The 25,165-nt window shown below is 53.8% G+C and carries 30 protein-coding genes and 1 pseudogene; 27 read left to right on the forward strand and 4 right to left on the reverse strand.

Going from position 1 to position 25,165, the window contains the following annotated elements; genetic code table 11:
- Positions 1–65: 65 nt before the first annotated feature.
- From MLE19_RS19715 to MLE19_RS19740, 6 genes are all read left to right on the forward strand, one after another.
- Positions 66–422, forward strand: a complete 357-nt coding sequence (locus MLE19_RS19715) for a hypothetical protein (RefSeq protein ID WP_240719829.1) — start codon at positions 66–68, stop codon at positions 420–422.
- On the forward strand, positions 415–825 hold the full coding sequence (locus MLE19_RS19720) for a DUF6573 family protein (protein WP_240719830.1): 411 nt from the start codon (positions 415–417) through the stop codon (positions 823–825). Before MLE19_RS19715 ends, MLE19_RS19720 begins: the two co-directional genes overlap by 8 nt.
- 862 nt (positions 826–1,687) lie before the next feature.
- Positions 1,688–2,194, forward strand: a complete 507-nt coding sequence (locus tag MLE19_RS19725) for a DUF6927 domain-containing protein (protein ID WP_240719831.1) — start codon at positions 1,688–1,690, stop codon at positions 2,192–2,194.
- A 200-nt stretch (positions 2,195–2,394) separates the two neighbouring features.
- Entirely contained in the window at positions 2,395–2,973 is a 579-nt protein-coding gene (locus tag MLE19_RS19730; protein WP_240719833.1) for a hypothetical protein, read from the forward strand.
- Positions 2,974–3,098: 125 nt separating this feature from the next.
- Positions 3,099–3,881 (forward strand): hypothetical protein, encoded by a 783-nt coding sequence (locus MLE19_RS19735; RefSeq protein WP_240719835.1) that lies wholly within the window; start codon positions 3,099–3,101, stop codon positions 3,879–3,881.
- A 126-nt stretch (positions 3,882–4,007) separates the two neighbouring features.
- Positions 4,008–4,331 (forward strand): hypothetical protein, encoded by a 324-nt coding sequence (locus MLE19_RS19740; protein ID WP_240719837.1) that lies wholly within the window; start codon positions 4,008–4,010, stop codon positions 4,329–4,331.
- A 156-nt stretch (positions 4,332–4,487) separates the two neighbouring features.
- Here MLE19_RS19740 and MLE19_RS19745 read toward each other — a convergent pair whose 3' ends face one another.
- Positions 4,488–4,886 carry a MerR family transcriptional regulator gene (locus MLE19_RS19745; protein ID WP_035557890.1) on the reverse strand — a complete coding sequence of 133 codons (399 nt, stop codon included), beginning with the start codon at positions 4,884–4,886 and terminating at the stop codon, positions 4,488–4,490.
- Positions 4,887–4,964: 78 nt separating this feature from the next.
- Between MLE19_RS19745 and MLE19_RS19750 the strand changes: the two genes are divergently transcribed.
- The 20 genes and pseudogenes from MLE19_RS19750 (at position 4,965) to MLE19_RS19845 (ending at position 21,760) form a co-directional block, all read left to right on the forward strand.
- A complete protein-coding gene (locus tag MLE19_RS19750; RefSeq protein WP_035557893.1) occupies positions 4,965–5,384 on the forward strand; it encodes a mercuric transporter MerT family protein in 420 nt (139 codons plus the stop codon).
- Between the two features lie 33 nt (positions 5,385–5,417).
- On the forward strand, positions 5,418–5,723 hold the full coding sequence (gene merP, locus MLE19_RS19755) for a mercury resistance system periplasmic binding protein MerP (protein WP_035557896.1): 306 nt from the start codon (positions 5,418–5,420) through the stop codon (positions 5,721–5,723).
- A gap of 63 nt (positions 5,724–5,786) precedes the next feature.
- Positions 5,787–7,421, forward strand: coding sequence for a mercury(II) reductase (merA, locus tag MLE19_RS19760; protein ID WP_240719839.1), 1,635 nt, complete (start codon positions 5,787–5,789; stop codon positions 7,419–7,421).
- A gap of 219 nt (positions 7,422–7,640) precedes the next feature.
- Positions 7,641–8,078 carry a glycoside hydrolase family 15 protein gene (locus MLE19_RS23165; protein WP_240719841.1) on the forward strand — a complete coding sequence of 146 codons (438 nt, stop codon included), beginning with the start codon at positions 7,641–7,643 and terminating at the stop codon, positions 8,076–8,078.
- 431 nt (positions 8,079–8,509) lie between these two features.
- The gene (locus tag MLE19_RS19770; protein ID WP_240719843.1) at positions 8,510–9,094 is read left to right on the forward strand and encodes a DUF3231 family protein; all 585 of its coding nucleotides are present in this window, start codon (positions 8,510–8,512) and stop codon (positions 9,092–9,094) included.
- A gap of 138 nt (positions 9,095–9,232) precedes the next feature.
- On the forward strand, positions 9,233–10,579 hold the full coding sequence (locus MLE19_RS19775; protein ID WP_240719845.1) for a dihydrolipoyl dehydrogenase family protein: 1,347 nt from the start codon (positions 9,233–9,235) through the stop codon (positions 10,577–10,579).
- Between the two features lie 332 nt (positions 10,580–10,911).
- A pseudogene (locus tag MLE19_RS19780) lies at positions 10,912–11,949 on the forward strand (ISL3 family transposase).
- Positions 11,950–12,120: 171 nt separating this feature from the next.
- Positions 12,121–12,582: a hypothetical protein gene (locus MLE19_RS19785; RefSeq protein WP_240719847.1), complete on the forward strand. Its 462-nt coding sequence runs from the start codon at positions 12,121–12,123 to the stop codon at positions 12,580–12,582.
- Positions 12,583–12,735: 153 nt separating this feature from the next.
- The gene (locus MLE19_RS19790) at positions 12,736–13,077 is read left to right on the forward strand and encodes a single-stranded DNA-binding protein (RefSeq protein ID WP_240719849.1); all 342 of its coding nucleotides are present in this window, start codon (positions 12,736–12,738) and stop codon (positions 13,075–13,077) included.
- A 64-nt stretch (positions 13,078–13,141) separates the two neighbouring features.
- Entirely contained in the window at positions 13,142–13,705 is a 564-nt protein-coding gene (locus tag MLE19_RS19795; RefSeq protein WP_240719851.1) for a hypothetical protein, read from the forward strand.
- Between the two features lie 94 nt (positions 13,706–13,799).
- Entirely contained in the window at positions 13,800–14,615 is an 816-nt protein-coding gene (locus MLE19_RS19800) for a DsbC family protein (protein WP_240719853.1), read from the forward strand.
- Between the two features lie 449 nt (positions 14,616–15,064).
- The gene (locus tag MLE19_RS19805; RefSeq protein WP_240719855.1) at positions 15,065–15,523 is read left to right on the forward strand and encodes a hypothetical protein; all 459 of its coding nucleotides are present in this window, start codon (positions 15,065–15,067) and stop codon (positions 15,521–15,523) included.
- Positions 15,520–15,888 carry a hypothetical protein gene (locus tag MLE19_RS19810; protein ID WP_240719857.1) on the forward strand — a complete coding sequence of 123 codons (369 nt, stop codon included), beginning with the start codon at positions 15,520–15,522 and terminating at the stop codon, positions 15,886–15,888. The genes MLE19_RS19805 and MLE19_RS19810 overlap by 4 nt, the downstream gene beginning before the upstream one ends.
- Before the next feature lie 685 nt (positions 15,889–16,573).
- Positions 16,574–16,843: a recombination-associated protein RdgC gene (gene rdgC / locus MLE19_RS19815; protein ID WP_240719859.1), complete on the forward strand. Its 270-nt coding sequence runs from the start codon at positions 16,574–16,576 to the stop codon at positions 16,841–16,843.
- Complete coding sequence (locus MLE19_RS19820) at positions 16,827–17,057, forward strand: recombination-associated protein RdgC (RefSeq protein ID WP_240719861.1); 231 nt, start codon at positions 16,827–16,829, stop codon at positions 17,055–17,057. The genes rdgC and MLE19_RS19820 overlap by 17 nt, the downstream gene beginning before the upstream one ends.
- A gap of 196 nt (positions 17,058–17,253) precedes the next feature.
- Positions 17,254–18,030 (forward strand): ParA family protein, encoded by a 777-nt coding sequence (locus MLE19_RS19825; RefSeq protein WP_113270641.1) that lies wholly within the window; start codon positions 17,254–17,256, stop codon positions 18,028–18,030.
- A 1-nt stretch (position 18,031) separates the two neighbouring features.
- On the forward strand, positions 18,032–19,201 hold the full coding sequence (locus MLE19_RS19830) for a ParB/RepB/Spo0J family partition protein (protein WP_240719863.1): 1,170 nt from the start codon (positions 18,032–18,034) through the stop codon (positions 19,199–19,201).
- Between the two features lie 5 nt (positions 19,202–19,206).
- Complete coding sequence (locus tag MLE19_RS19835) at positions 19,207–19,488, forward strand: helix-turn-helix domain-containing protein (protein ID WP_240719865.1); 282 nt, start codon at positions 19,207–19,209, stop codon at positions 19,486–19,488.
- A gap of 88 nt (positions 19,489–19,576) precedes the next feature.
- Positions 19,577–20,590: a hypothetical protein gene (locus MLE19_RS19840; protein WP_240719867.1), complete on the forward strand. Its 1,014-nt coding sequence runs from the start codon at positions 19,577–19,579 to the stop codon at positions 20,588–20,590.
- Positions 20,591–20,698: 108 nt separating this feature from the next.
- Positions 20,699–21,760, forward strand: a complete 1,062-nt coding sequence (locus MLE19_RS19845; RefSeq protein ID WP_240719869.1) for a YaaC family protein — start codon at positions 20,699–20,701, stop codon at positions 21,758–21,760.
- A 51-nt stretch (positions 21,761–21,811) separates the two neighbouring features.
- Here the strand turns inward: MLE19_RS19845 and MLE19_RS19850 are convergent, their stop codons facing one another.
- The 3 genes from MLE19_RS19850 to MLE19_RS19860 are packed head-to-tail and all read right to left on the reverse strand — an operon-like array spanning position 21,812 to position 24,176.
- Positions 21,812–22,543 carry a hypothetical protein gene (locus MLE19_RS19850; protein ID WP_240719871.1) on the reverse strand — a complete coding sequence of 244 codons (732 nt, stop codon included), beginning with the start codon at positions 22,541–22,543 and terminating at the stop codon, positions 21,812–21,814.
- Positions 22,540–22,908, reverse strand: a complete 369-nt coding sequence (locus MLE19_RS19855) for a hypothetical protein (protein WP_240719873.1) — start codon at positions 22,906–22,908, stop codon at positions 22,540–22,542. Before MLE19_RS19855 ends, MLE19_RS19850 begins: the two co-directional genes overlap by 4 nt.
- Positions 22,905–24,176 (reverse strand): tyrosine-type recombinase/integrase, encoded by a 1,272-nt coding sequence (locus MLE19_RS19860; RefSeq protein WP_240719875.1) that lies wholly within the window; start codon positions 24,174–24,176, stop codon positions 22,905–22,907. The genes MLE19_RS19855 and MLE19_RS19860 overlap by 4 nt, the downstream gene beginning before the upstream one ends.
- A gap of 601 nt (positions 24,177–24,777) precedes the next feature.
- Here MLE19_RS19860 and MLE19_RS19865 point away from each other — a divergent pair.
- Positions 24,778–25,134: a histone-like nucleoid-structuring protein, MvaT/MvaU family gene (locus tag MLE19_RS19865; protein WP_240719877.1), complete on the forward strand. Its 357-nt coding sequence runs from the start codon at positions 24,778–24,780 to the stop codon at positions 25,132–25,134.
- Positions 25,135–25,165: the final 31 nt, after the last annotated feature.

Genomic DNA, 25,165 nt, shown 5'->3' on the forward strand with positions numbered 1-25,165 from the left:
AGGCCCCTATCTCTTCTTGAGACCTGCTTAGCAGGAATGTGAGAGAGAGAAGAGAGAGAATTCCAATGGAAACATTTGGCGAGCGTTTGGAAACTATCATCTACAGCCGTCGCGGCGGTAACTTCGGTGAATACTTAGGCGTTGAAGGTCTGAGCCGGAGGGTGCGAATAAGCGAGCAGGTGTTCAAAGTCCGCTCTTGTGTTGATGTGGATGCTGACTGGATGTGGGAGGTTACGCACGAAGCAAGCGGCCTGTCTGAGCGATCTAGTGAGCGCTGGGGGCTATGCTTTGCTGCTGATCGGCTGGCTCGCGTTGTTAGGCGTGAGGGCGCCTGGAAGTTGCCGATTGGGCCTGAGGTAACATCCATCTCAATGGCTGCTTTTTTGGCGTCACGCCCACAGGGGGCTTCTGCTCATGTTTGATGAAATTGACATGATCCATAGCTATTCCCGTGCGGATGCCATCGAAGATGGCAATTTGGTAGATGTCAGCGAACGTGCTGAGCAAGCCGCCGGCAACATGATGGGTTTCAAGGTGCCTGTTGCCATGACTGCTGCAGCCTGGGAGGCATTGGTGGCGTGGCATGACGGTACAAACTCACTAGACGCGCTTTTGGAAGAAGAAAAGCGGCTAGATGATGTATTGCTTGTGGCCCTTGAGGCTGCTGCGAAGGAGCGCAACGAGAGATGTATCAACTTCATTGTTGACGTGATGGAGAAAGAGGCATCTGATTCAGTCGTTGTGCCCAAGCATGTCGTTATGATTATCGGCCCAGGGGATACCCCTGAGCCGGTTATAACGATCATGCTACCCGAGGAGGACTGACGCGATCGCGCAGTAACCAATCCTCATTCTGAGCCCCCAGTCAGCATTGTGCTGCCTGGGGGGGGGTTCTATGCTTAGCGCCTGGGGCATGCTTTGTTGGCTTTGGAGCAAACAACTCGGCAGCCTTAGTTAGCTACTAAAGGATAAAAATGACGACACAGGGACCTTTGCCGCCCGTCCCAGAAAGCATTTCAGCGTATTTTTTTATGCGCATGTGTACAGATGCATTTTGCGAGGATGGAAGCGAGTGGTATGACTTCCAATCATTGGACAACTTGCCGCCGTATAGCTGCAAATACGAGCTGGACATAGACAATCCAATTTCGTTTCGCCGACCTCCTGGCACAGACGGTTTCCATGTCATCAAGCTGCCATTGCGTTCGGCCCTCGAGACCTTGGAAGAGGAAGATTAGTATTCATTGAACCCGGCAAGATGGAACAAGGTGGTGCGAGACCTCTCGGAGGGCTGGTGTTACCACCCTTGGATGTCAGCATTGCCTGGCGGCCGCCCAGCGTTGCAGGATGGACGCCATCGCATTATAACCATGATGAAGCTGCTAGGGATGGCTTCGGCCCCTTTCATTGTCGAGCCAGAGCACGTTGCAGCTGTAAAATCATGGCCAGATTTTCAGCTCTAACAAGCCTGCCTGGCCATTCGATAGCTAATGGGTCAAGCGGCCCAGCCGCTATGTTTCGCATGCGTAACATTTTCTGTCAGTTTCACCCCTATCCCCTCCTGAGACCTGCAATACCGCAGGAATGAGAGAGGAGTAAGATTATGGGTACTTTATGCATACCAAAGCCGTCCGACCGTAAAGCCTACCTGGACAAGGAACACACCAACCAGGATGGATCTAACGAAGTGCTGAAGTCGAGTTTCGTGGGCTCTACCTACTACGCTGCGATTAGGGTCCAGCGGACGGGAGAGACCCCGGATCATGCGTCTATTGAGTACACGATAGCGGCGGTCGTGAAAACTAGCTGTTCGCAGGGAGAGTTTTGCTACAAGTCGATGGATGAAACCATGGGGCCAGCCTTGTCACAGTGCCCTGCATCGATTCTCAAACTGCTATCTCCGCTTGAGGAGCTGGAGCAGTTGGGGGTAGTAGAGGGAGTCGGACTGAAGTATGCCAGCGAATGGCGTGAGAGATGCCTAAAGCATGCTGAATCGAAAAAGCAGCGTGTGCGTCTGCAAAATGGCGATCGGATAAAACTACCGTACACAGTACGGTTCGTTGGAGGCCTGGAGTGCGACACATTCACCAAGGTGGACTTGCCGCGCAAACGCAATGTTTTCAGGCCAGATGGCTCGTCCAGCTTGGTAAGGCTTCAGGCCCGCCACCTGGATGATGCTGTAGTGCTCGCGTAGTATTTCAAGCCCTCTCTGCTGTTCTCAGCATGGGGCTTTTTCACGCTGGCGCCAGCCGCGCTATACCACCTGACACACAAGCCCCTATCACTTCCTGAGGCTTTGGCCGTGTTCGTGTTCACCTCATGAAGCCCCTTTGCTTCACCCCCCCCCCCCCCCCCCCCGATACTGAAACTCACCTTAGCCAAATGGAAGCCGTTATGACTGACTTAACGCATGAAGACCGCTTGTTTCTTCGAGAGCTACAGAAAAATATCGCTGCTAGTTTGGCCGGCTATTTTGATCAAGCGTTCGGCACTAATGTGCTGCCCGCAACCGGCGCCTCGATCACCATTGAGGGTGAGGTGAAGATGAACATGTACGATCACGCGCCAGGGCTCGCATTCTTTGAGAAGGAAACCTCACGTTCTGTGGCTGTACCTCCATACACTGAGTATTACAAACTGCGTGAGCTGGCTGAGGCTGGTTTTGCTGAGTTTTATCAGGCATCGAGTGAAGCCGAAGACGTATATGAAGGATTGTTCAGGCCTTTGAACATGCGTATCTGCAATAGTGATGGGGTTGTTATAGACCTTTACGAACGAGGGGGCTGGCTCGTGGACACAATACCTCCTAGCCAATGGGCCGAAACGGCAGTTCAGATTGAGGAGCTGAATCGAGAGGGTAGCTTTCAGTCAGGATGGGACAATTTTTCGACAGCCCAAAGGCTGCATCGGCAGGCCTCTCGGCTACAGCAGTTGCTTACCCTTTCTCGTCACAGGACGAAAAGAGCTGCCTGACACAGCCATAGCGACAGTACTATGAACCCTCTTTGTTTCGCGTGCGAAACACTTAGCTGGTCAGTTACTCCCCTACCTCATCTTGAGTCCTGCATTTACGCAGGAATGAGAGAGGAGTAAGGATCATGACGACACAGACAGACAAGACCACCTGCTGGATACCGAAGTGCCACCTTCCTGCACTGCGCGAAATGGTAGAACGGCTCGATCGCAAGGCAAAGAAACTTGGCATGGCGCCCTTCGAGATCAACGTGCTGGAAGAGGCTGTAAAGCCCTGGGCTCGTGAGAAGTTGGATCTTGAAGATCGACTGTCGCACTTTAAGCTGGAGCAGATCGTTGCCGTGAAAGTCGCAGTCAGTGGCGAACCTCCGAAGCTGGACGGGTATCGCTTGCTGGCGCGAATCGACATGGCAGCGAACCAGGCAGCACGGGGCACTCCCTTGGAGTGGGCATATAGCCGATTGCCCGAGCCATACAGATCGGGCGACGCCACGGGCGACTGCAGCCACTGCAACAAACGGCGTGAGCGGCGTTATCTCTTTCTGATGGAAGAGATGGCAATTGGCGTTGTCCTAGAGGTCGGAAAGACATGCCTCAAGGACTATCTTGGCCACCAAGGCGCTGAGTCGATGATGGCCCGTGCTCAACTATTGGTCTCTGTTATCAATATGATGGAAGAGATCGATGAGGTGGGCATATGCGGCGGTCGCCCTCCAGAGGCTGTTGTCGAGCTGCGATGGCTGGTTGCCGCGGCAGTAAGGCAGATTCGGGAGCGAGGCTTCGTGTCTCGTGCTCGAGCAGAAGAAACTGGCGACCTGGCCACAGCAGAAATTGTGGGTGAGATGGCTCGTTCAGTCCCGATGGTCAGCAAGCGAATGAAGGCGTGTGTCTCTGAGGACGTGGCGTAGGCTGATGCGGTAATAGCTTGGGCACGGCAAGTGATCCCTCTGCAGACTGAGCATAACGATTTCGAGACGATGATTGTTCATCATGCTCGTTTCGACTTGGTTAAGCTTAAACGCGGAGTCGGCGTTATGACGGCGGCTGTCACTGCCTACGATCGACATGAGGAGTCAGCTGTTAACACCGAGTCAATGATGGCTCTCGGCTATGCTGGAGATCCTGGCGATCAGTTGGAGATGGAAGTTGTGCGTAAGCGGTCCTTTTCATCAGATACGCGATGGGAGCTGATGTGGAAGCACATATTCTGCGACCTCGAAGGTCGGTACATTGTCTGGAAAACAGGTAAGGCCCTTGAGGGGAGTAAGGTTGTACTGAAGGGGCGAGTCAAGGAACACGGCGAGTACCGCGGGATTTCCCAGACTGTCGTGACACGCTGCTCAATTAGACCTACATGATTCACTAGCCCCTGAACCTTTCGGTCAGGGGCTTTTTTTATGGTTCTTCGCCGATCAGCGAGAAAGAGAAGGAGGACGTCAATCACAGAGATTGCCTTAAGCCGCTCTGATGCGAAGAGGTAAAAGATGAACCACACCGCAGTAATAGGTATTCGGCTAAGAGGTCTCAGAAAGAATTTCTATGATGGGACATTTGGGAACTTCCTCTCCGCTGCATTGGGCCGACATTTCTTTTAAGGCGCGTTGCATGCGATGCAGGTCATTTATCTTGCGCTGGATATCGTCGGTATGCCTGAGTGCAAGCTCCTGTACCTGAGCGCAGGTGTAATGCCCGCCATCAACCAGTCGTAGAAGGTCCTGCACCTCTTCGAGCGTAAATCCCAGTTCGCGCGCTCGGCGGATAAACGTCAGCCGTGTGAGGTGGCGCTCTTCATAGCTACGAAAGCCGTTCTCGCTTCGGGGCGGATTCGGCATAAGCCCAATGCGCTCGTAGTACCGAACCGTCTCGATGTTGCAACCGGCTCGTCTGGCTAGCTCCCCTCGGCGTAATGGCATGGCCTACTTTCCTCTTGATCCTGTAGTAGCTACAGGGGCTACAGTAGCTATGAATACCCAAATTGCAAGAGAATCACTATGCAAGACAGTAAAGACCAGACGCTTGATCGAAGCGAGCAAACCACGACGAGCCGATCAGGGCGCAAAGGCCTACTGGCAAGCGGTAGTGTCATTGGCGCGATACTCGCCTCCGCCTGCTGCATTCTGCCGGTGGTATTTCTCTCACTGGGCATCGGCGGGGCCTGGATGAGCAATCTCACGGCGCTTGCGCCCTACCAGCCGCTCTTTCTCGCCTTCACCCTGGCAATGCTCGGTATCGGTTTTTATAAGGTTTATCGCAAGCCCAAGAGCGCCTGCCGGGCCAACGCTTGTGATGTGGATGGCTATTGCGGCACGCCGCTTGCCGAGCGAGTGATCAAGATAGCGTTGTGGGGTGCGACGGCACTCGTCGTTTTGGTGCTTGCCTGGCCGTATATCGCCCCGCTGTTCCTTGGCTAATACACCTTCAAATTTTCCTGGAGTCTTTCTTATATGAAATTTAGCACCTTGATCGGTACGCTTTTTTTGTCCGCGGCAAGTGCCGGGACGGCCTTCGCCGCTCAACAGACCGTCACCCTGGCTGTTGACAATATGACCTGTTCGACCTGTCCCTACACCGTCAAGAAAGCGCTCAATCAAGTGCTCGGTGTGGAGAACGCCACGGTTTCCTACGAGGAAAAAAGCGCCACCGTGACCTTCGAAGATGCCGAGGCGAGCGTGGCGGACTTGACCGCCGCTACGACCAATGCGGGCTATCCGTCGCGCCTGGCCTCCGAGAAAACTAAACAAGCCCAGTAACCACCTAGCCCACGTTCATCGAGGGCTGCGGGAGTTGTGCGAAAGGATTACCGAGGAATTTTTATGCAAACCACGATTACAGTTACCGGCATGACCTGCACGAGTTGCGCCGACTCGACTCAGGCGGCGCTCAATGCACTGCCCGGGGTCGAGGCTGAGGTCTCTTATGACCAGGGCCGCGCGGTAATAATGCGCCCGGGCGAGGTGGGTACCGAGCGTCTGCTTGAGACGATCCGTGCCAAGGGCTACGGCGCCGATCTGACGCAGGCCACAGAGCGAGCCAGCAGTGACCGAGGCAGCGAACAGGGTCTACATATTGCCGTGATCGGCAGTGGCGGGTCTGCCATGGCAGCGGCGTTGAAAAGTGTCGAGCGGGGTGCCCGTGTCACCCTGATCGAACAAGGTACCATAGGGGGTACCTGCGTCAACATCGGCTGCGTGCCCTCTAAGATCATGATCCGTGCCGCGCATATTGCCCATCATCGCCGCGAAAGCCCGTTCGATGACGGCATCACGGCAACGGCACCAACCATTGATCGTGGCCGTTTACTGGCCCAGCAGCAGAGCCGTGTGGAAGAGTTACGTCACGGTAAATACGAAAGCATCCTAGAAGGCAACCCGGCCATTACGGTTATCCGCGGCAGGGCCCGCTTCCGTGATGCCCAGACCCTGATTGTTGACAAGAACGATGGCAGCGAGCGCGAGGTCGCTTTCGATCGTGTCTTCATCGGGACCGGCGCGCGCCCCGCCATTCCACCGGTATCGGGGCTGGCTGACACGCCCTATTGGACCTCGACCGACGCCCTGGCCAGCGACACCCTTCCCGAGCGTTTGGCGGTGATCGGGGCATCGGTGGTCGCGGTGGAGTTGGCCCAGGCCTTCGCGCGGCTGGGCAGCAAAGTGACGATCCTGGCGCGTAGCCGCCTGTTCTCCCGCGAGGACCCGGCCATTGGCGAGGCCCTGGAAGCCGCTTTCCAGGCCGAGGGCATTGATGTATTACGAGGCGTCCAGATCAGCCAGGTGGTGCATACCGACGATGAGTTCGTGCTCACGACGGACACGGGGGGCATCAAGGCCGACAAGCTGCTGGTCGCGACGGGCCGCACGCCTAATATCGAAACGCTGAACCTTGACGCCATCGGCGTAGAGACTGCCCGCGGAGCGATTCTGGTCGATGATTCTCTGCGTACCACCGTACCCACTATCTATGCCGCTGGGGATTGCACCGACCAGCCGCAGTTCGTCTATGTCGCCGCTGCGGGCGGCAGCCGCGCCGCCACCAATATGACGGGGGGCGAGGCGCGCCTGGACTTGAGTGCCATGCCGGCGGTGGTCTTCACCGACCCGCAGATCGCAACCGTCGGTTTGTCCGAAGCCGAGGCCGAGGCTCAAGGATTCGCTACCGACAGCCGGACCCTGACCCTGGATAACGTGCCCCGTGCGCTGGTCAACTTTGAGACCGGCGGCTTCATCAAGATCGTCGCCGAACGCGACAGCGGGCGCCTGCTCGGGGTCCAGGCCGTGGCCGGCGAAGCCGGCGAGCTCATTCAGACGGCGGTCATGGCCCTGCGTGCCGGGATGACGGTACAAGACATCGCTGATGAGCTTTTTCCTTACTTGACTATGGTCGAGGGGCTCAAGCTCTGTGCCCAGACCTTTACCAAGGACGTCAAACAACTGTCCTGCTGCGCGGGGTGACAAGCCTTGATGTGACGTTGGCGACCCTTGTTCGAGAAATGGCCGATCATGTCGCCGCCCACTGGCACGAACCCGATCAAGGGATCTAGGAAATGCGTGGGGAACCGCGTCATCACGTCTACAAATACCATAGCCTGGGTGGCACTCGACCGCACACTGCGCCTGCTGGGTCCTCAGCCCGCCTGGGAACTGGCATGAGATGGCATATTCCAGGCCATCGTGACTCAGGGGATCAAGCTCAGTGGCGGCTACCTCACGCAGGCCTTCGGTCATGACGATCTCGATGCCGCGCTTTTGTTGATCCCATTGATGGGCATTCCTATCGACAAGGCCGTACTTGAACTGACGGCCGCAGCAGTGGAAGAGCACCTATGTCATGGCGATGTCGTACACCGCTACCTGGCTTCGGATGGGCTTTCCGGCAGCGAAGATGCGTTTCTGATCTGTAGTTTCTGGCTGGTCGATATACTTCTAATGCTTGGTCGAGCCGAGGAGGCTCGCGCCCTGTTCGAGCGGTTACTGGCCAACGCCAACGATGCGGGGCTCTATGCCGAGGAGAGCGATCCGACGACGGGCCTGTTCCTTGGCAACTTCCCGCAGGCTTTTACCCATCTTGCGCTGATCAACCGTGCCCTGCATATACAGCTCTACGAATAAGGTAGCGTGACGGCACCCATGCGGATTGCGTCCGGCGTACTGCTTCAAGCCTGTCCTCGGTCGCAACCAATGCGCCTTGGCGGCGCTGCCTCGGTCAAGTAGGCCGGGGTTCGTGACACAGTTCTGGAACTGCACCCGACCTCCTGGCCAGGCAAGTGAGGCGAGCCAGACAAAGTCTGCCCCTGCCCACAAGGCTACCGAGTCGACCTTGGGCAGGCTGACTTCTTCAGTTACCAGACATAAACAACAACCACCTTGCCCCTGTAATAACTACAGGTCTACGTTGAAGTCAGCAAGGTCAGGATTTTCAGATTCGCCACCGAGTGAGGAGGGCCTATCCCTGCCAGCTCGCTCCCATGAATACCTGCCGGATGGCCGTTGATTTATCGGAGCAAGAGGCTCTCCAATGTCAATGAAAGGAGGCAACGACGATGTCTGAAGTGGAAATAGGCCGCCCCGAAGGCCGCACGTCCTACAGTGACTACGCCGAACGCTACTATGCTCAAGCGGGGGCGGGAAGAAACAGCCTCTCCGCAAGCGAGTACGTGGCCGTCGTCGAGGGCTTTCGGCGTGAAGTCGTTTGCATGGGGCAGTGCAACTTGTACCTCGCCGCGACGAAAGACTCGCAAATCAAGGAGGCGATCAAGACCTACCTTGAGGATGTATGCAACCCCAACATCCATGAGATGAAGAAGATTCTGGAAGTTGGCGGTTACGTCCTGCCGGCGCCGCTTGAAGAAATCATGAGCCCGGACAAGGTCTCCGACCAGGATACCGGTGTCGCCAATGGTCGGATGATAGTCATTGCCCAGTGGTTCGCGGCGCGCGCGTTCATGACGCTCTGGCACAACTACGCCAGCATGAGCCAGCGCACGGATATCCGGGACGCCTTCATTCGAAACTATCACCGGGCCTTCCGCTGGCAAGTCACGTTCCATGAAATCGCGGTAGAGAAGAAGCTAATGGCCCCCTTGCCCACCGTGGAGCCGAAGGGCATGCCGCTTATCTCCGGATAAGTGGCACGGTTTAGAGATGAACAACGCATTTCCAGGGAATCGCTGTCCGGCCTTGATAGAACGAAGCCTAGGCAGTGATGACTTCACCGCAGCGACTAACTGTCTACAAGGTCGTCGCTAAGCGAAGGAGGAATACTCATGGCAGCATCCTACGATCTCGTCGCCATCGGTACCGGCACCGCCGCTAAAATAGTGGTCATGCGTGCCCAAGCCGCCAACTGGCGTGTTGCGATCATCGACTCCCGCCCCTTTGGTGGCACTTGTGCCCTACGCGGCTGCGACCCCAAGAAGATGATGATTCAAGGCGCCAAGGCGCTGGACCATGCGCACCGCATGCAAGGCAAGGGCGTGGAGGGGGAGGTCCGCATCGACTGGGCGGAGCTGATGCGCTTCAAGCGAGGTTTTACCGATCCTGTGCCTGAAAAACATCAGGCCATGTTCAGCGACAAGGGCATCGATACCTACCATGGCCAGGCGCGTTTTACCGGTCCGAAAAGCCTTGAGGTCAATGGCCAGACGCTTGAAGCACGACATATTCTGATCGCCACGGGAGCCGAGCCGGTAGCGCTGGACATTCCAGGCGAAGAACACCTCGTCGACAACGAGCGGTTTCTTGAGTTGGATGCGTTGCCACCACGGATTGCCCTGGTCGGCGGGGGCTATATTGCCGCAGAGTTTTCTCACCTGGCTGCCCGGGCTGGAGCTCAAGTCACCGTCCTGCAGCACGGCGAGCGGATGCTCAAGCCCTTCGATCCGGACCTGGTCGATTGGCTCATGGAATCCTTCCGTGATCAGGGCATTGATGTGCGAACCCAGACCAACGTGGACGCCATCGAAAAGACGGCCTCCGGCTATCGTGTTCGCACCTCCTCGAATGGCGAGACCGGCACGGTTGAAGCAGACCTAGTCGTGCACGCGGCCGGAAGAAAGCCAGCCCTCAAGGCCCTCAACCTGGAAGCGGCCGGTATCGAGACCGAGAAGGGGCGGTTATCGCTAAATGAGCATCTGCAAAGTACCTCGAACCCCGCCGTTTATGCCGCAGGCGATGCCGCCCAGGTGGGGCCGCCCCTGACCCCCGTGTCGAGTCACGATGCCAAGGTGGTGGCCGCCAACCTGATCGATGGCAAACGTAGCACACCGAATTATAAAGGGGTGCCGAGTGTCGCTTTCACCATTCCGCCTATCGCCTCCGCCGGTCTCGACGAAGCACAGGCCCGTGAGCAAGGGCTGAAATTCCGCGTCTCGAGACAACACACACCCAACTGGTTTACCGCCCGTCAGGCCGCCGAGCCGGTCTATGGCTTCAAGATATTGATCGAAGAAGAGACAGATAAGGTACTGGGCGCTCATCTCGTCGGCCCCAACGTGGATGAAGTCATCAACGTATTCGCGCTGGCCATCCGTCATGGGCTCACCACCACGGACCTCAAGACGACAATGTTTGCCTACCCAACGGGGGCCTCAGACATAGGCTCGATGCTCTAGGACAGCCTGATAGCAGCAACTTGAGATGGCTAGACCTCATGCCTACGCATTGAGATCTTTATTTGGCAACTGAGGATAAGAGTTCCAAACCATTTCCAGGTTTCACTGCGGGCTAGCATCAGTAAACGAGAATGACGGCGGCAGAAAGGTTTAAGGTTGTATTCGCCAAAACACGACCCCACCAGACCACCGCCGTCGCTATGGATGCTATTTGTTTACCCTGTTCTGGGAGGTCTTCGAGTGGGATAGCCACGAACCACTCGGCGCCAATGGCCTGCTGATCAGGCTCAAACCCACCTTACTGCAGCCGCTGTGGCCAATCCTCCTGGTTCATTCACGATGTCAGCCATCGCCGCGTGCGTGAGCGCGACCTGTTCCAATATCGTGTGTGGTTGGATTTCCCGGTGCGTCGCGTGCGCTGCTCGGCCTGTGGCCCCCGACGAGAGCGTATTGTCTGGCTGGCCGGACGTCAGCCGCTGACCTGCGCCATGGTGAGCTGGGTCGAAACCTTGTCTCGGCTCTTACCCCTCAAACACGTGGCCGAGCTGGTGGGGCTTCACTGGCACACGGTCAAGACTATTGATCATAGGCGCCTGAGTCATGAGACAGCCCAGACAGACCTGACCCGGGTGCGGCGTCAGTTTGTCCTGAAGGGGAACCGCTATGCCATGGTGGCTATTTGCGCCGACACACAGCAAGTCCTGTGGGTCGGCGAGGGGCGTTCATGCGCATGCGCTGCCTTCGAATGGCTGGACAGGGACACCTGTCAGCAAAAAGAAGCGGTCGCCATAGGCATGAATACGGCAATGGACCTGGAAGCCAAGCAACACAGCCCAAAAGCCAGGGTCGTTTACGACCTGTTCCATGTGGTCGCCAAGTTCGGTCGCGAGGTGATCGACCGGATGCGGGTCGATCAAGTCAATCGGCTACGCGAGGACCATGCTGGCCGGCGTGTGATCAAGCGCAGTCGCTGGTTGCTCCTGCGCAACCGCACCAACCTGGCCCCTGAGCAGGCCGTCAAGCTGGATGTATTGCTAGCCGCCAAAGAGCCGCTGACCACGGTCTACCTGCTTAAGAGCTAACTCAAGGAGCTATGGTACGCACCTAGTGAAGCCGAGGCCCGCCGACGCTGTAAAGCGTAGTTTGGAATGGCCATCGACAGTGGGCTCAAGTCGCTGGTTGCTTTCGCCAAGCGCCTACGTCCCTACCTAAAAGGTATCGTTGCCAGTGCCCTTTATCGACTCAACACCAGCGTCCTGGAAGGAATGAACAATCGCATCAAAGTCATCAAGCGAATGGCTTACGGCTACCGGGACACGGCGTATTTCTTTCTGAAGATCAAAGTCGCATTTCCCGGCAAAATGCGATGAACCTTTTTATGCTGGCGCTTGCCCTTTCTTAACCCCGTAAAAAACACCTCTACAGCCTAGGGATGTTCTGCATGCGAAACATTTTACAGGCGCTCTAGCTGTCCACTTATGGCAGTCCCCGCCCTATCTCCTTTTGAGACCTGCATCGCAGGAATGAGAGGAGAGAGCGACATGAATATTGAGCTGATTGTTAATCAAGAAGATGCCATAGCTTTTGGTCGTGAGTTCTGCGGGCTGCAATTAGATGACCTCCGTGCTGATCAGGTGGCGTTTGCCATCGACTCAGCGCAAGGCTCACGTTTCATTCTGCCTCGTGAGGTCGGTCGCCGCTGGCGCCAGCCAACGCCACGTCAAATGGCTGACTTGGGAACGGATGTGAATGTGGCCTTTGAGGTCTTCTCGCTTGGTGAGCTGGAGGGGTTCGCTTTCTCTGTCGAGGATGGAACTGTCATTCAGGTGCGTCGCCCTGATCGCGAATTGCATCGGGAAAGCACTTTACAGGCCATTGAGAGCGCCGAAGATACATTCATTGTGAGCTTCACCAAGAGAGCTTTTGGTAATTTCCTTCTTAACTTGGCGCACTGGAGTTATCTCCAGCCCAAGGCAAGAATCGTTCGTCACCTCCCGAGGTGACCACTTCAAAGCCTCCTCGACTCATCTGAGTCAGGAGGCTTTTTCATGCGTTAGGAAAATAAACCGCCCGGGTTCGCTCCTTAGTGTCAGTAGCGCCCCTATCCCCCAACGAGACCCATTACGTTGGGAATGTGAGAGAGAGGAGATTTGAACATGTGGGGACAGACTCTACAGATTGGTCACATTGGCGAACCAGAAGTTCGGACCAACGGCAATGGCAAAACTTACGTTCGGTTCGGTATCAACATGGCCAAGAAAGCGGGTGATGATCCGATGTGGCTTAACTGCATCCTTGGTGGTCGCTTCGCCGAGGTTATGAAGGATCGCTTGAAGCGCGGTCAGTTGGTCTTTGTCGAGGGCGAATTGTCCTTCCGTAAGGCTGATAACGGCACTGTGTATACCAACCTTATGGTGGACACTTGCCGCATCCTCCGTGATCCGCGTAGCGCTGGTGCTGCAGGTGATGGAGACGAAGGAGGGGAATTTTCCTTTTGATGTTCTATTCACAGCCCCTGGTTTATTCCTGGGGCTTTTTCATGCGTAGACGATAGGCAGGCACATGAGCGAGACAGACCAAAAAACCAGATCCCGATCTCAGCACCCCTTGGCTAGGGTATTGCCTTTGGCAGGTGGTGTGCTGGGTGCGATGGCGTTCGCTATAACCGTCATTCCCTTAGACCTCCCATGGGCCTCGTCAAACGCTGAATCACCAGCCGTGGTGACATTCGATACGGCCAAATACGTTAATGCTCGCCGTGCAGCAGCCAGTGAGTTGCTAGGGGACGGTGAGGCAAGAGATTCAGCCGTATCCACATTGGCTCGTGTCGACAATGGCGTTCGCCCAGCGATCGTTGATGCAGCAGATGGCGCTTTGGTCATCGTCCGTCAAGCAGCCGTCTTGGACGGCACTATTCCTGACATCACTGACACCGTACTGGCTGGTTTAGGCCTGCCAACAGATGCCCCCACGATCGAGACAAGTCTTGATCGTCATGGAGACACCACTTACAGCGCATCGAACCTTTATGAGGAGGCTCGAGAGCTGGTCAGTCGTGCTAACCAGCAAGCGCGTGAGCGTGCCGATTCGCAGCGCGAGGCGGGAATTGAAGAGCTGCTGCCATAAACAGCAGATGATTAGAACCTGATGTGGCCATGCCCTGCATGGCGAAGACTACGCCAGCACCACTGGCGCTTAACTTTGCTCAAGGAGCTTATTGATGAAACACCTTACCCTGATCGCCTCCGCTGTTGCAGTCGCCTCCGCACTTTTCGCGGGAACTACCGTCGCCAATGACGACAATGCCGGCTCCAGCTTAGAGCTTCCCAAGGCCGTGTCCGATTTGGGCATCCCTGGAGCCAAGGTCGACAAAACATTCGATACCGGCCTGGATGGCATCAATGGCTGGGTTATTAGTGTCGAGAACGACACTAATGTGATCTATACCACTGAGGATGGTAATCATGCCTTTATCGGGATGATTCTGGGCGAAGGTGGCGAAAACTTGACGCAGGCTCACATGGAGCAGCACATGGAGAATAGCCCGCTGGCCAGCATGCCGAAGCGAGCTGCCTCTCAGGACAATGGGTTTACAGATGAGGATGAGGCCGCAGCACTTGCGCAAGTTGAGGAAAATGCCTTCTACGTTGAAGAGGGGAGCGGCGACAAGGTTCTGTATGTCGTCTTTGATACGCAATGTGGTTACTGCCAGAAAATGTATCAAGAGTCCCGGGCGGTTCTGGATGAAGTGACCATCCGTTGGATTCCGGTAGGCTTCATGGGCGAGGGCTCGCTCCACCAGGCTGCGCAAATAGTCGACGCCGAGAACCCAACCGAAGTGCTGGCCACATTTGAGAGAGACGGCAATGTGTCTGGCTCCCCGAGCACCGAAGCTATGAACATCGTGAGTGAGAACAGCAACCTGATCCAGCAGCTGGGTATCCGGTCTACACCGAATACGCTCTACAAGGATGAGAACGGTGAAGCTCATATCATGCGTGGTGCTCTTCGTGCGGCTGAAATCCGTAACCTATAACCTTACTGCACCTTGAAGAAATGCGCCCTGGCTCCCTCTCGGGCAGTCCGGGCGCTCAGCTAGAGGGCACCCATGTCTCTACAAGACCAACGCACTGTTAGTATTATGCGGCGTGCAATCGAAGGAATGTTTCCGCAGTTCGCCGTGAACCGTCTATTTGCACGTCAGTCACTCAAGGTAGGCCGTGGTACACGGGAGAAGACCCTTTACCCCTTTCGCTGGCTGCACCGTCCCCTGACGCTTGAGCAGGCGCGCTGGGTCGCGAGTAGGTCAGTTGACTATTGGTTCCGGTGGTTCATCGCGTTTGGTGCGTCTCTTTATCTCTCTGTGAAATTGGGACCTCCTTACGGAGCATTCCTCCACTTAGGTTTTACGCTACTTGCTGCATGGACATTAATAGGTGTGGCCGTGGCTGTCGGGCAGGTTAGAAAGACTCCGAGGATAGATGCATGACGCAAGGCAACAAAAGCTGGCTCGCCTCTTTGGAGCGCGTAATGTCCGGCCTGCGTAATCAGTCGACGGATGCTGGCCAAGCTGATCCAAGTGACCCTGCTATCACGAAGATGACAATTAGCTTAGCACTGGATCTCCTGAACGAAGAGCAATCTCACGAGCGTTTCAAGCCTAAAGATCGTGTCTCATGGAAATGGGGCATGAAGAACAAGAGCGTGCCGCTGGCCAGGCAAACTGCTGTAGCGTTACAAGTCCGTCAAGAGCCATTCAACGATAGCACCCTGGCACCTTCATCCACGTACTACGAAGAGCCTTTAGATGTGCTTGTAGGTGTGTATACCCACGAGGGTGTTTTTAGAGAGCTATGGGTCGATGGGCGGCGCCTATGCTTGCTAACAGATCATCGCATAAACAGCCCGAACGGTGGCACTCAGTGGGGACAAAGTGAAGGATGATTGATACCAAGGTCATTGCAGATGCCCCTCTGAAGTTCGATGAATTGTTGACCACCGTGGCCAAGGAACAGCTTGGCCTGGATGGGAGCTACACAGTGTATGCGGTCGAGACGGATCAGATTGATGAGATCAATCTCAAGATGATTGAAGGCCTGGAAGACATCCATCTACATTGTTTCCCTGTAAGGCTCCCCCCTGGCTTGGCGAGAGTTAGCCTCGCCCCGCGGGATGGAGATCACTGGCGGATGGAAGAGGCGGTTCATGGGGTCGTGGATTATGGCCATACAGCTCGGGAGACTATAAGCGCCAGCTATAGTAGCAATGGGCAACGGTTGTACATCCCTTCGTCAAGTGGCAAACACTGAATGTTTCATTCTGCTTGGATTTAATGTAATTCGTCGTCTGGTATAGATATAATATGGATAGCAATAATAGCCGACTGGACCAGCTGAATGAGCTTCCCCTTACCAAAGAAGATCAGCGCTTCATACTCCGCTGCCTCCGTGAGGGCGGAGTGGTCGACTACCAACCCGTCCTCGCGGCATACCAGCTGTGTTGGAACAATGCGGCTGAGTCAGCGACTATCCGCAAAGAGATAACGTTGGGAGGAGGGCAGCCAACACCTTTCTCCGGGAGGCCTTGGGTGTTGAAGCACTTGACCATCCGAGGTAAATGACTGGCCAGTTTACTATAGCGCCTAGGGGAGGGGGAGGGAGGGTTATACCGTTATCTATTATTTCACCATTTAAATACCATGCTCCCTTGCCTAAAATAATAAGATCGTAGGGCCTAGTCGTGTTCGACAACACACTGTCATATAGGGCACATAGCTCATTCTTTGGGGCTGACGAAATGACCAGCCTCATCGAAAAAAATCTTTTCAGGGCCTGCGCGCCCACAGAGGCTCGAAGGGTAGGGTGGTCGGCTGATTGCGGTGAAGTATTGGCATACACACTCCAGTCTCAATATCTCATTCTTCGCTTTCGGCAGTAGCAGCGTTTGCTCCCAGTAGCCGCGGTCAAAGAGCTGGTGGAGGAGAGGGCGGCTGAAATGGAGAAGGCCTCAGGAAGTCCCCTGCGCCGTGCGGAGAAACAATTGCTCAAAGAGCAGGTATACGAAGAGCTACTGCCCACCTCCCTGAAGCGAACCGGGCATTTTCTGATGGCTATCGACATCAGGCGTAAATGGATTTTCATTGACGCAGCCAGTCGTAAGAAAGCAGAAGAAGCGCTTGAACTGCTGCGCCTTACACTGGTGTCGCTCAAAGTCCCGCCAATGGCAACTCGCGATCGGCCAACTAGCGATGCAGCTTCAGGATGATCTGGCTTTAAAGAAGAATAAATTCGATGACGCATTGCTCGAGATGGCTGATTCGGGTGACGATGAAGCATCAAGGTTTGATGCTGATGCTCATATTCACATCCCCGCTCTTGCTGCCGTTGCCGAGGAGCTGATCACCCTCCAGGAGGGTGAAGTTGTCCCAACGCTGGAGAGTGCCCTTGGAAATCCTGTTCAGGTATCTAAAACAGCCTGAACCCTACCCATATCCTGCGTTTGGCCTGGCTATGTCCAAGCCTTTTTTTATGCTCTAGATAGATCGTTTTATACTATTTGCCGTATCAGTTTATGTGGATTATCATGTTTCGCATGCGTAACTTGGCAAGGATCGCCGCCGTTTGCACCAGGACATTCTCAATCAGTCTTTTTCCAGGTCGGCTACCGGGAACTTCATGACCAAAATAATCAGTTTCTCCAATCAGAAAGGCGGGGTCGGAAAATCGACCATTTGCCTTCAAACAGTCTTCTACCTCGTGGAGGCGGGCTATCGCGTACTAGCAGTTGATTTCGACCCACAGGGCAACACCTCTAGCCGGTTGAGCCAGAGCGATGAGGCAACCTATACAGGCACTCCCTCAGTCCGGTTGTTCGATGAGAACATGCATGAAATCCAGCCGATGAAGTGCGTGCGCGGAATGGATCTGATTTGGACAACCAAGAATGATCCAGAGCTATCTGAGATTGAGTCCCTACCGCTCAACTGTGTGGTCAACCCGATCACAAACCTGAAGGCTAGCGGCATACTGGATAATTACGATTACGTGCTTGTCGACTGCCCCCCTAGTTTGGGCCGTAAGCTAGTAGCTGCACTCACTATGTCCACTCATGTCATTTGTCCGGTGCAAGTAAGTGGTTTCGCACTGGATGGCGTAGAGGGTCTGCTGAACACGATCATAAGCGTTCAGGAGGAGCTAAATCCCGAGTTGGAAAACACCGGGATGGTGATCAATAACCTCAAACGCGGTTTCGAGGAGGACATGATCACGCGAGATGAGCTTCGCAAGGCAGTGCCGGATCTGGTCTACAAATCTGAGATTGGCGTTCGCGGCCAACTCGACGTGGCCAATCTCAACGGCGTACCCGTTTGGAGCATTAAAAAGACATCGGCACGAGAGGCTGGTAAAGAGATCCGTGCAGTTATCGAAGAACTCATGGAAAAGGTGGGCTGACATGGCATTAGGACAACTAGACAACCTACAGAGCCTTTCACGCCGCTCTAAAGGCGCCAAGGAAGTATTGGTGCTGGATACAGCTGAAGTGGTGCCGAAAAATGGCCAAGTCCGAGAGAAATTCGGCGGTATTGAGGAGCTAGCCGACTCAATTAAGTCGCATGGCCAGGAACAGCCGATCATCGTATCTCCTAAGGATGCCAGCGGTAAGTATCGGATTCAGAAAGGTGAGCGTCGTTGGCGTGCATGTAAACAGGCCGGTGTGCCGGTTGAGGCGATCGTCAATAAAAAGGACCAGGGCGAGCTGGACGAGACAGCTGGCGAGCTGATTGAAAACATTCAGCGGGAAAACCTGACTCCGATGGAAATCGCCAAGGGGATTCAGAAATTCATTGACGCTAAGTGGAAGGCCGTCGATGTGGCTAAGCGTCTAGGTAAATCGCGTGGTTATATCTCGCAGCACCTATCGCTGCTCAAGCTCCCCGAATGCGTACAGAAGCTATACGAGGAAGATGTCACGGCTGACCCCGAATCGCTGAATTCGCTCAGGCAGATTTATCAAATTGCGCCAGAGAAGGCTGAACGCATTTGCGAAAAGGCCTTAGTAGACGGAATCAGCCGAAAAGCCTGCCGTGAGCTGCTTAAACAGGCGAAGGATGGCACTCTGGCTGAAGACCCTGAAACAGTTCCCATGGAGGCTCAGGTGCCAGCGCCAGCTCTAGGGACGCATGATGACCAGCCACCACTGAGCGGATTCGACTCATCCCCCTCCGCTGGAAACTCTGGCATGGGGAACACTGTTGATGATGTCCAGCCCGCAATGCCGCCCCAGGTTAACGAGAAAGATGACTCCTCTCTTGGTAAGGGGGATGTTGCACAGGAAAAGCCACCGACACCTAAATCGGCCACTAATACTGAGCAACCCCAGCCTAAAAAGGCGGCTGGCGCCGAGCTTGATACACCAGCGCCAGTAATGGCAAAGGAGCCCACCCGGGCTCGGGTCGTGGTAGGCGTTACCGTGAAGGGCGCACAACGTAGCGGCATGCTACAGACTGATCGTATCGATCATGAGCCTGGCTATTGCTGGGTTCGACTAGATAATGATGAAAAAGACACACTGAGGGTAAGAGTCTCTGACGTTCAGCTACTTGGTGTCGAGGGTGAGGACTGACCTCTATGCCGAGCCTATCGCGTGACACACAGCGAAAATACGACATTATCCGTGCTATAGACAACATGGATCGCCCAAGCCTTCAGGACATCTCTGAAGCTACGGGCATCCCGGCTGGCACGGTTAAACGGCAGCTGACTTCGATCCGGGAAGAGTTTAAGGTAAAAATCCTCTTTATTCGTGACCCTAGCTCACCTGAAGGTGCAATGGGCTATTACGCACTTGAAGGCTGGGGAATCTTGGACCCAAACTCCTTTCGAATGCATTTTGGAGACAGCACTTCCTAGCCAGCTGACACCCGGGGAGCAAATAGCTCCCCGAATTATGTCAAACCAGCCCCACCTTTCTGAGCCAGTCAACACGGAGTCATCAGCAGTGCCTGAACCCGCCAATCCCCCACTGAATCTCATCAAGCAACCTGTTTCAATTGGTCATGAAGACGTAGTTAAAGAGCTTGCTACTTTTAAGGTCGAGCTGGATAGATACGCACGTAAGACAATTGGGCAACCGTTGCTTAATGACATAGGGGACAATGATCGAGGAACCTGCGCACTACACCCAGATTCATTAATGGCTGTGCTGATACCTTTTTTAAACTGGGAAGACCAGAATGGGCAGGCTTATCGAGCCTTTGTAGATCCGAAACATGTCATTGGGGCAAGCATCAAAGGGCATCCAGAGAACGTGCCACCAGAGGAGGTGGTGAATAGGATCGAGCGCTACGCGACCTACTTTGGCTCAAGGGATAACGCCTTTTATGTCTGGTACAAGCCACTTGGGCTATTCATTGCTCATGAGGGAAAACACAGGGTCGCTTTTATGCGATCGCATGATCAACCGGCTATAGCAGCGTGGGTTCAGGAAGCTGGTTATCCAGCTCCATCTCGAATTACTATAATTGAGCCCAGCGATAAACGTGACGAATGGTTAGCAATGCTCGATGGTCGCTACATTCAGGTACTGCGGCGTCCGAACATTGCAAGGAAAATACTTGATGCTTACGGCGTAAAGACAACGAGCTGGCAGAATATAGATCATCTACCAGATGAAAAGATGGTGCGATTGGCGATTTACGAGCGCCGGCTTCATCGACCAGCCAGAACACGGAAGGAAATCGATAGAACTCTTGATCTGCAGGCTCATCTCGCTCGAATGGCCAAGGACAGTCAGGAGCAGTATTTTCATTGTCATGATCTCGGCCCATATCGTCTTGACTGGAAGCGCAATATTGTAGTGATGTGCCTCCTGCTATTTACAGGTTTATTGCTAGTAAAGTTTGATCATGACTGGTCGATCAGAACAGGGATTGGCTTGGTGGGTGTAACATCTGGCATGATGCTTAGCCAGAAACTGACGAGGTTCACAGGCCCGCGAAAGCTAAAATCATAAATGAATGAGAACGAAACTACCTTAAAAGGCTCGCTAAGGCTGATGACGACCAAACATACTACAGATTTTAGCCTAATATCCCGCAGTACAGCCTCTTAAGGAGCGAAAGTGCTTGGAGAAAATATTAAAATTGGCAATCGTCGGGTATGGATGCACAAAGCTATCAACCACCCTGACTTCGCATCTGAGAGCGTACTCACAAGAGATCCATGGAGCTTCGTAGAGCTTTGGCTTAAGCGACAGAATAAGAGTGAGGCACTATCCTTCTGGTCACAGGCACGAAGGTTCCATGAAGCCGCTAAGTATATGGATGTTGAAGCGTCGCCACTGTCCCTTTATTACTCTTTTTTGAACGCAACCAAAGCTCTTCTGGTTGTTCGAGGCGCCACACATGCAGAGAATCATGGTGTAACCGGAGATAGGCCAGCAAAAGCCAAGGCTAGCTTGGCTAATGAGGCCATAACTTTTAAGTCTGGCGGTATCTTGCCAGCTTTGTGTACGTATCTCGGCGAAAGCACCGTCACGCACACCGCCGAAAAGTACAACCTCAAAGACTTACTCTGGAATGTACCTTTTGTGCATAGAGCATTCTTGCATACCTTCAGGTCGGCCCCAGAGCTCTTCATACCGTTAGAAAGTGCTTGCTACGTAAAACATCCAGACCCCAAGGCTCGTGAATGCTGGTTCCAGGCTGAAGTGTCGCCCAGATATGCAGATGGTCGGATGCTCAGAAATATCCCTCACTCTTTTGAATGGTTCACTGAAGACGGTAGAACATATATTCGCCGAAAAAAGCGCTTCAATTGGTGGCGAGATAAAGCCCCACAGGCTGAAAAACTCTTGGCCCAAAAGCGGCTAGGCACATATCACAGCAAGACTCGTCGGATCATAGTTCCTATCTCTGGGAATCGCGACTTGTGGTACATCAAACGAAATCTGAGCAGCAACCCACCATCTGAGCGCCACGGTCTTACCATTATATTTGCTGCGATGCATCGGCTGAGCGAATTAGCCCGTTACGATCCTAATGGCCTAGAGAGACATCTCTACGGCACATCGAACTGGTTAATTACGGAATTCATGACAAATTCAGCAGATCAATTCATTGATCAGATGGCGTCGGAAATTACAGGGTTTCAGTTTTGGCGACCAGCCATACGAACCCCGTGAGAACTGTCAAGGTACGATATGAATAGCCGACAAGCCGATTGACTGAGCTGGCTACTGTGATCCCTCTAAGGCTGACGTCAATCCAGCCCAGGTACTATACAGCGCGTTTTCATAACATTCCTGCTCAAGGCTACGCGCCAGCACGTCACTGGCGACAAGATCCAATTGGGTCTGAAGGCTTGCAACTGGAATAACTATCTCCGTGGTTTCCCATAGCTTCTTCTGTGTGCTGCGAGAATCAACTCGGTAGCGGGACCAGTGCGGTGAAGCCTCCACAGAGCTGATGGTTTCAACTAGCTGTGCCAAGCACTCTGGAGGAATTTTCTCATCGGCTAGCTTGGCTGCCTTTTTCAGACTATTCAGAATTTTCCGCAGGTCATGCTCATTATTTAGAGAACGGCGATGCCGATTTGTAATCATAATAGCCTGCCCAGGTTTGATCTGGTTCCGACATTCAATAATCTCAAAACACCACTGCAGTAGCCTTTTAAGAATCAACTCCGCAGCGTGACGCTGAAGATAAAAAGCTGGTAATCCTATCTCATCGAAGCTACCACGTGCCTGCCCTTGCTCAACGAGCAAAGAGGCTGCAGTCAGATAGGCCCCCACATAAGATGGCTGGCGCCAAAACCCACCCATGCGAGCGATGCCATTCTCAAAATCACTTTCCGCTTGGCTGGGGTTCTTCCCACCAACGAAAACATCTCGAGGGTCGGTCGCAGGGTGACGTGAGTAGAGAGGTCCGATGCTCCATAAACCGCTTACTTCTCGCTGACCAGTCATTTGCTGACCCCTTCCTGATGAATTAGGCTGTATTTGCCGCGCATGGCTACCCATCGATCTGGGGTTGCTACAGGATAGCCACCATGGACTGGGTTCCGGCATTGCCGCCCCTTCGTGGTCAGCTCGGCACACTGCGCCATGTACCCGGCTGCTTGCCAGGCGAGGCAGTCTCCCCGGGTATTACCATAGACACTGGCAAAAGCTGCAGCCGGATCGCTCCAGAACACCTCGAGCTGACCTGGCGTTAGCGTCACGGTTATCTTTCCAGCTAGGCCATCGTGGCTGGTGTTGAACGTTATGTCACTGTTAGCATGGCGTTGGATGACACCCATAGCTTGGGGTGAAGCACTGCTCTGTTGTGTCATATTCTTTTCATCGCCTCCTCCAGGCGCCTTTCCGCACTTCGGTCATAGCGTTGTGTGGTGACTAGGTTGGTATGGCCTAGAGCGTATTGCACCGTGAGAACGTCGACACCTCGATCTAGCATATTCGTAGCGAAGGTGCGGCGAAAATCGTGAGGCGCGCACTCCTTAATGCCCGCCTGAACGGCCCTTTCTTTTATGATGAAGTACACAGCTTGGTCAGTAATACGAAGATCAGTAATCACACCATGTCGGCGCACTCTAGGGAACAGAGGCCCGACATCCCGCCCCAACCGGGATTGCCATGCCATGACTTTCAGGAACGTTTCATTGGGCAGAAAGACGAGGCGTTCCTTGTTACCTTTGCCCAGAATCCTGATCGACTGCCGGCCGCGGTCAATCATCTCGATGTCTATGGATACACTCTCCGATCGACGCAGCCCCGTGTTGACCAGTAAGTGGAGTAACACGGCATCTCTCTCCCCTTTGGAGGTCTCGTCTGTTTCGCATGCGGAACAAAGGGCTTGGATAGCTACATCATCAAGGTGTACGCCCTTCGGTAACCTTGAGCCCCTGACAGACTTGAGATCGCTGATCTGATGGTGGCTCTCACTATCCATGCGACCCGCAACCCAAGCCTCACGCGCCACACCTTTCATAGCAGACAATGCAGTATTGATAGTGGATGGAGCCTTGCCCAGTTCACTCATCATCTCGATGATTGAGCGCACATGTTCGCGCCGGATCAGATGCCACGGACAACTCTTAATGTCATGACCGCCGCTAAGGTAGGCAACTTGCTGGAGGTGAGATCGCATCGTGACCCGGCTACGGCGGGAGCCAAGCCCCATAAGGTAAGAGAGCGCGGGGTTTCCCTTGGCCTCTGTCAAAGAATTCGATGCTTCAGCAAGGCCCCCAGTGACGTTATAAGGAATCATCGTTAGTGAATCAGCCATTCCCGGCCCCCCCTCTAAGCCGGCAATGTGTTGCTGCAAATAATCAGCCTGGTCTGCAGAGCACATAACAATATCGAGCAAATCCCCGCTTTCATGCATCACCTCGTGAAAATCTGATACGCCTGGTGCGGACTCGACATAGACTCGCTTGCGACGCAGCCCGCCCGGGATCGTTAAGCTCAAGTGCTCAAGAATTGCATCGGCGTCCTCTAGGACACTAACAATGTCGCCCGTATCACGGACAATGACCATGAAATCGTTGGTAGTGATGACCGCATATCCTGCGCGGGGTGGCATAATCAAGTGATTAAACATCCAATTGCTCCCTTTTGGTTGTGATTTTTCCCCTGGTCAGGGTTAGTGCCTGGCTTCAGACTGGGCATCGTCCCGGCACCAGTATGTGAACACCACCTAAATCAGCTGCAATGCTATTGACGACCATCTGAGCATAAGAAGTAACGACCGCAATTTTGTAGATTGCCTTCCAAGTCATTCAGCACAGCCTTATTCATGTGACTCTGATACAGCCTACTCGGGTTCGCTGCCCTTCTCTACTTTCTTAAATAACTATTTTAATAAGTAGAGAACCTAAGCGCCAGCACTACGGCCTTTTTAACTGTGTACACAGGATCACTCAAAAACGGAAAATATCACCCTAAGTTATTGTTCTATATTCTATTTCTCAAGGTAAAAGCCATTTCCTGAAAGCCTGTACGCAAAATCTAGGCTTTTGGCAGGGCCATCACCCGTAGATTTTGCGAAATAAGGGTATTTTTTAATGGAAAAACACATCCTTGGAGAGATATTTTTGCGCTAGCTTTTAGACCACTGCCAACGGTCTCATATCGTTGACATACAGCCGAGTTAGCTACAAAATGTGCTTTGCACACTTTCACATTGCCTTGTCTGGAAACACATGCCTATATTGCGTGAATACCAACAGCTGCAGGAGCAATCGAAGTCTCTTCGAGAACAACTTATATCGTTTGAGAATCGAGAAGATTTCAAGCGTGAAAGTGCTTTTTTTAACCGCTTAAAAACGTTAATGGCTGATTATAATGAATCGGCCCTGGACGTTATTAAATTGGTTAATACTGAAAAAAGCGTCAGCGAGTCTCCGGCTATACGTAAGAAGCGAATGATAAAGGTATATCGCAATCCTTATGAAAGGGAGATTGTCGAAACAAGAGGTGGCAATCATAAAACCCTGAGGGCTTGGAAGGATCAGTACGGTGCCGAGGTCGTTGATTCTTGGCTTGTCGAAGAGAAATAGCAGGTTATTACTGTAGGCTGACAGAGGTTAG

It is taken from the genome of Vreelandella neptunia (assembly GCF_022489065.1).
Lineage (GTDB): Bacteria > Pseudomonadota > Gammaproteobacteria > Pseudomonadales > Halomonadaceae > Vreelandella > Vreelandella neptunia_A.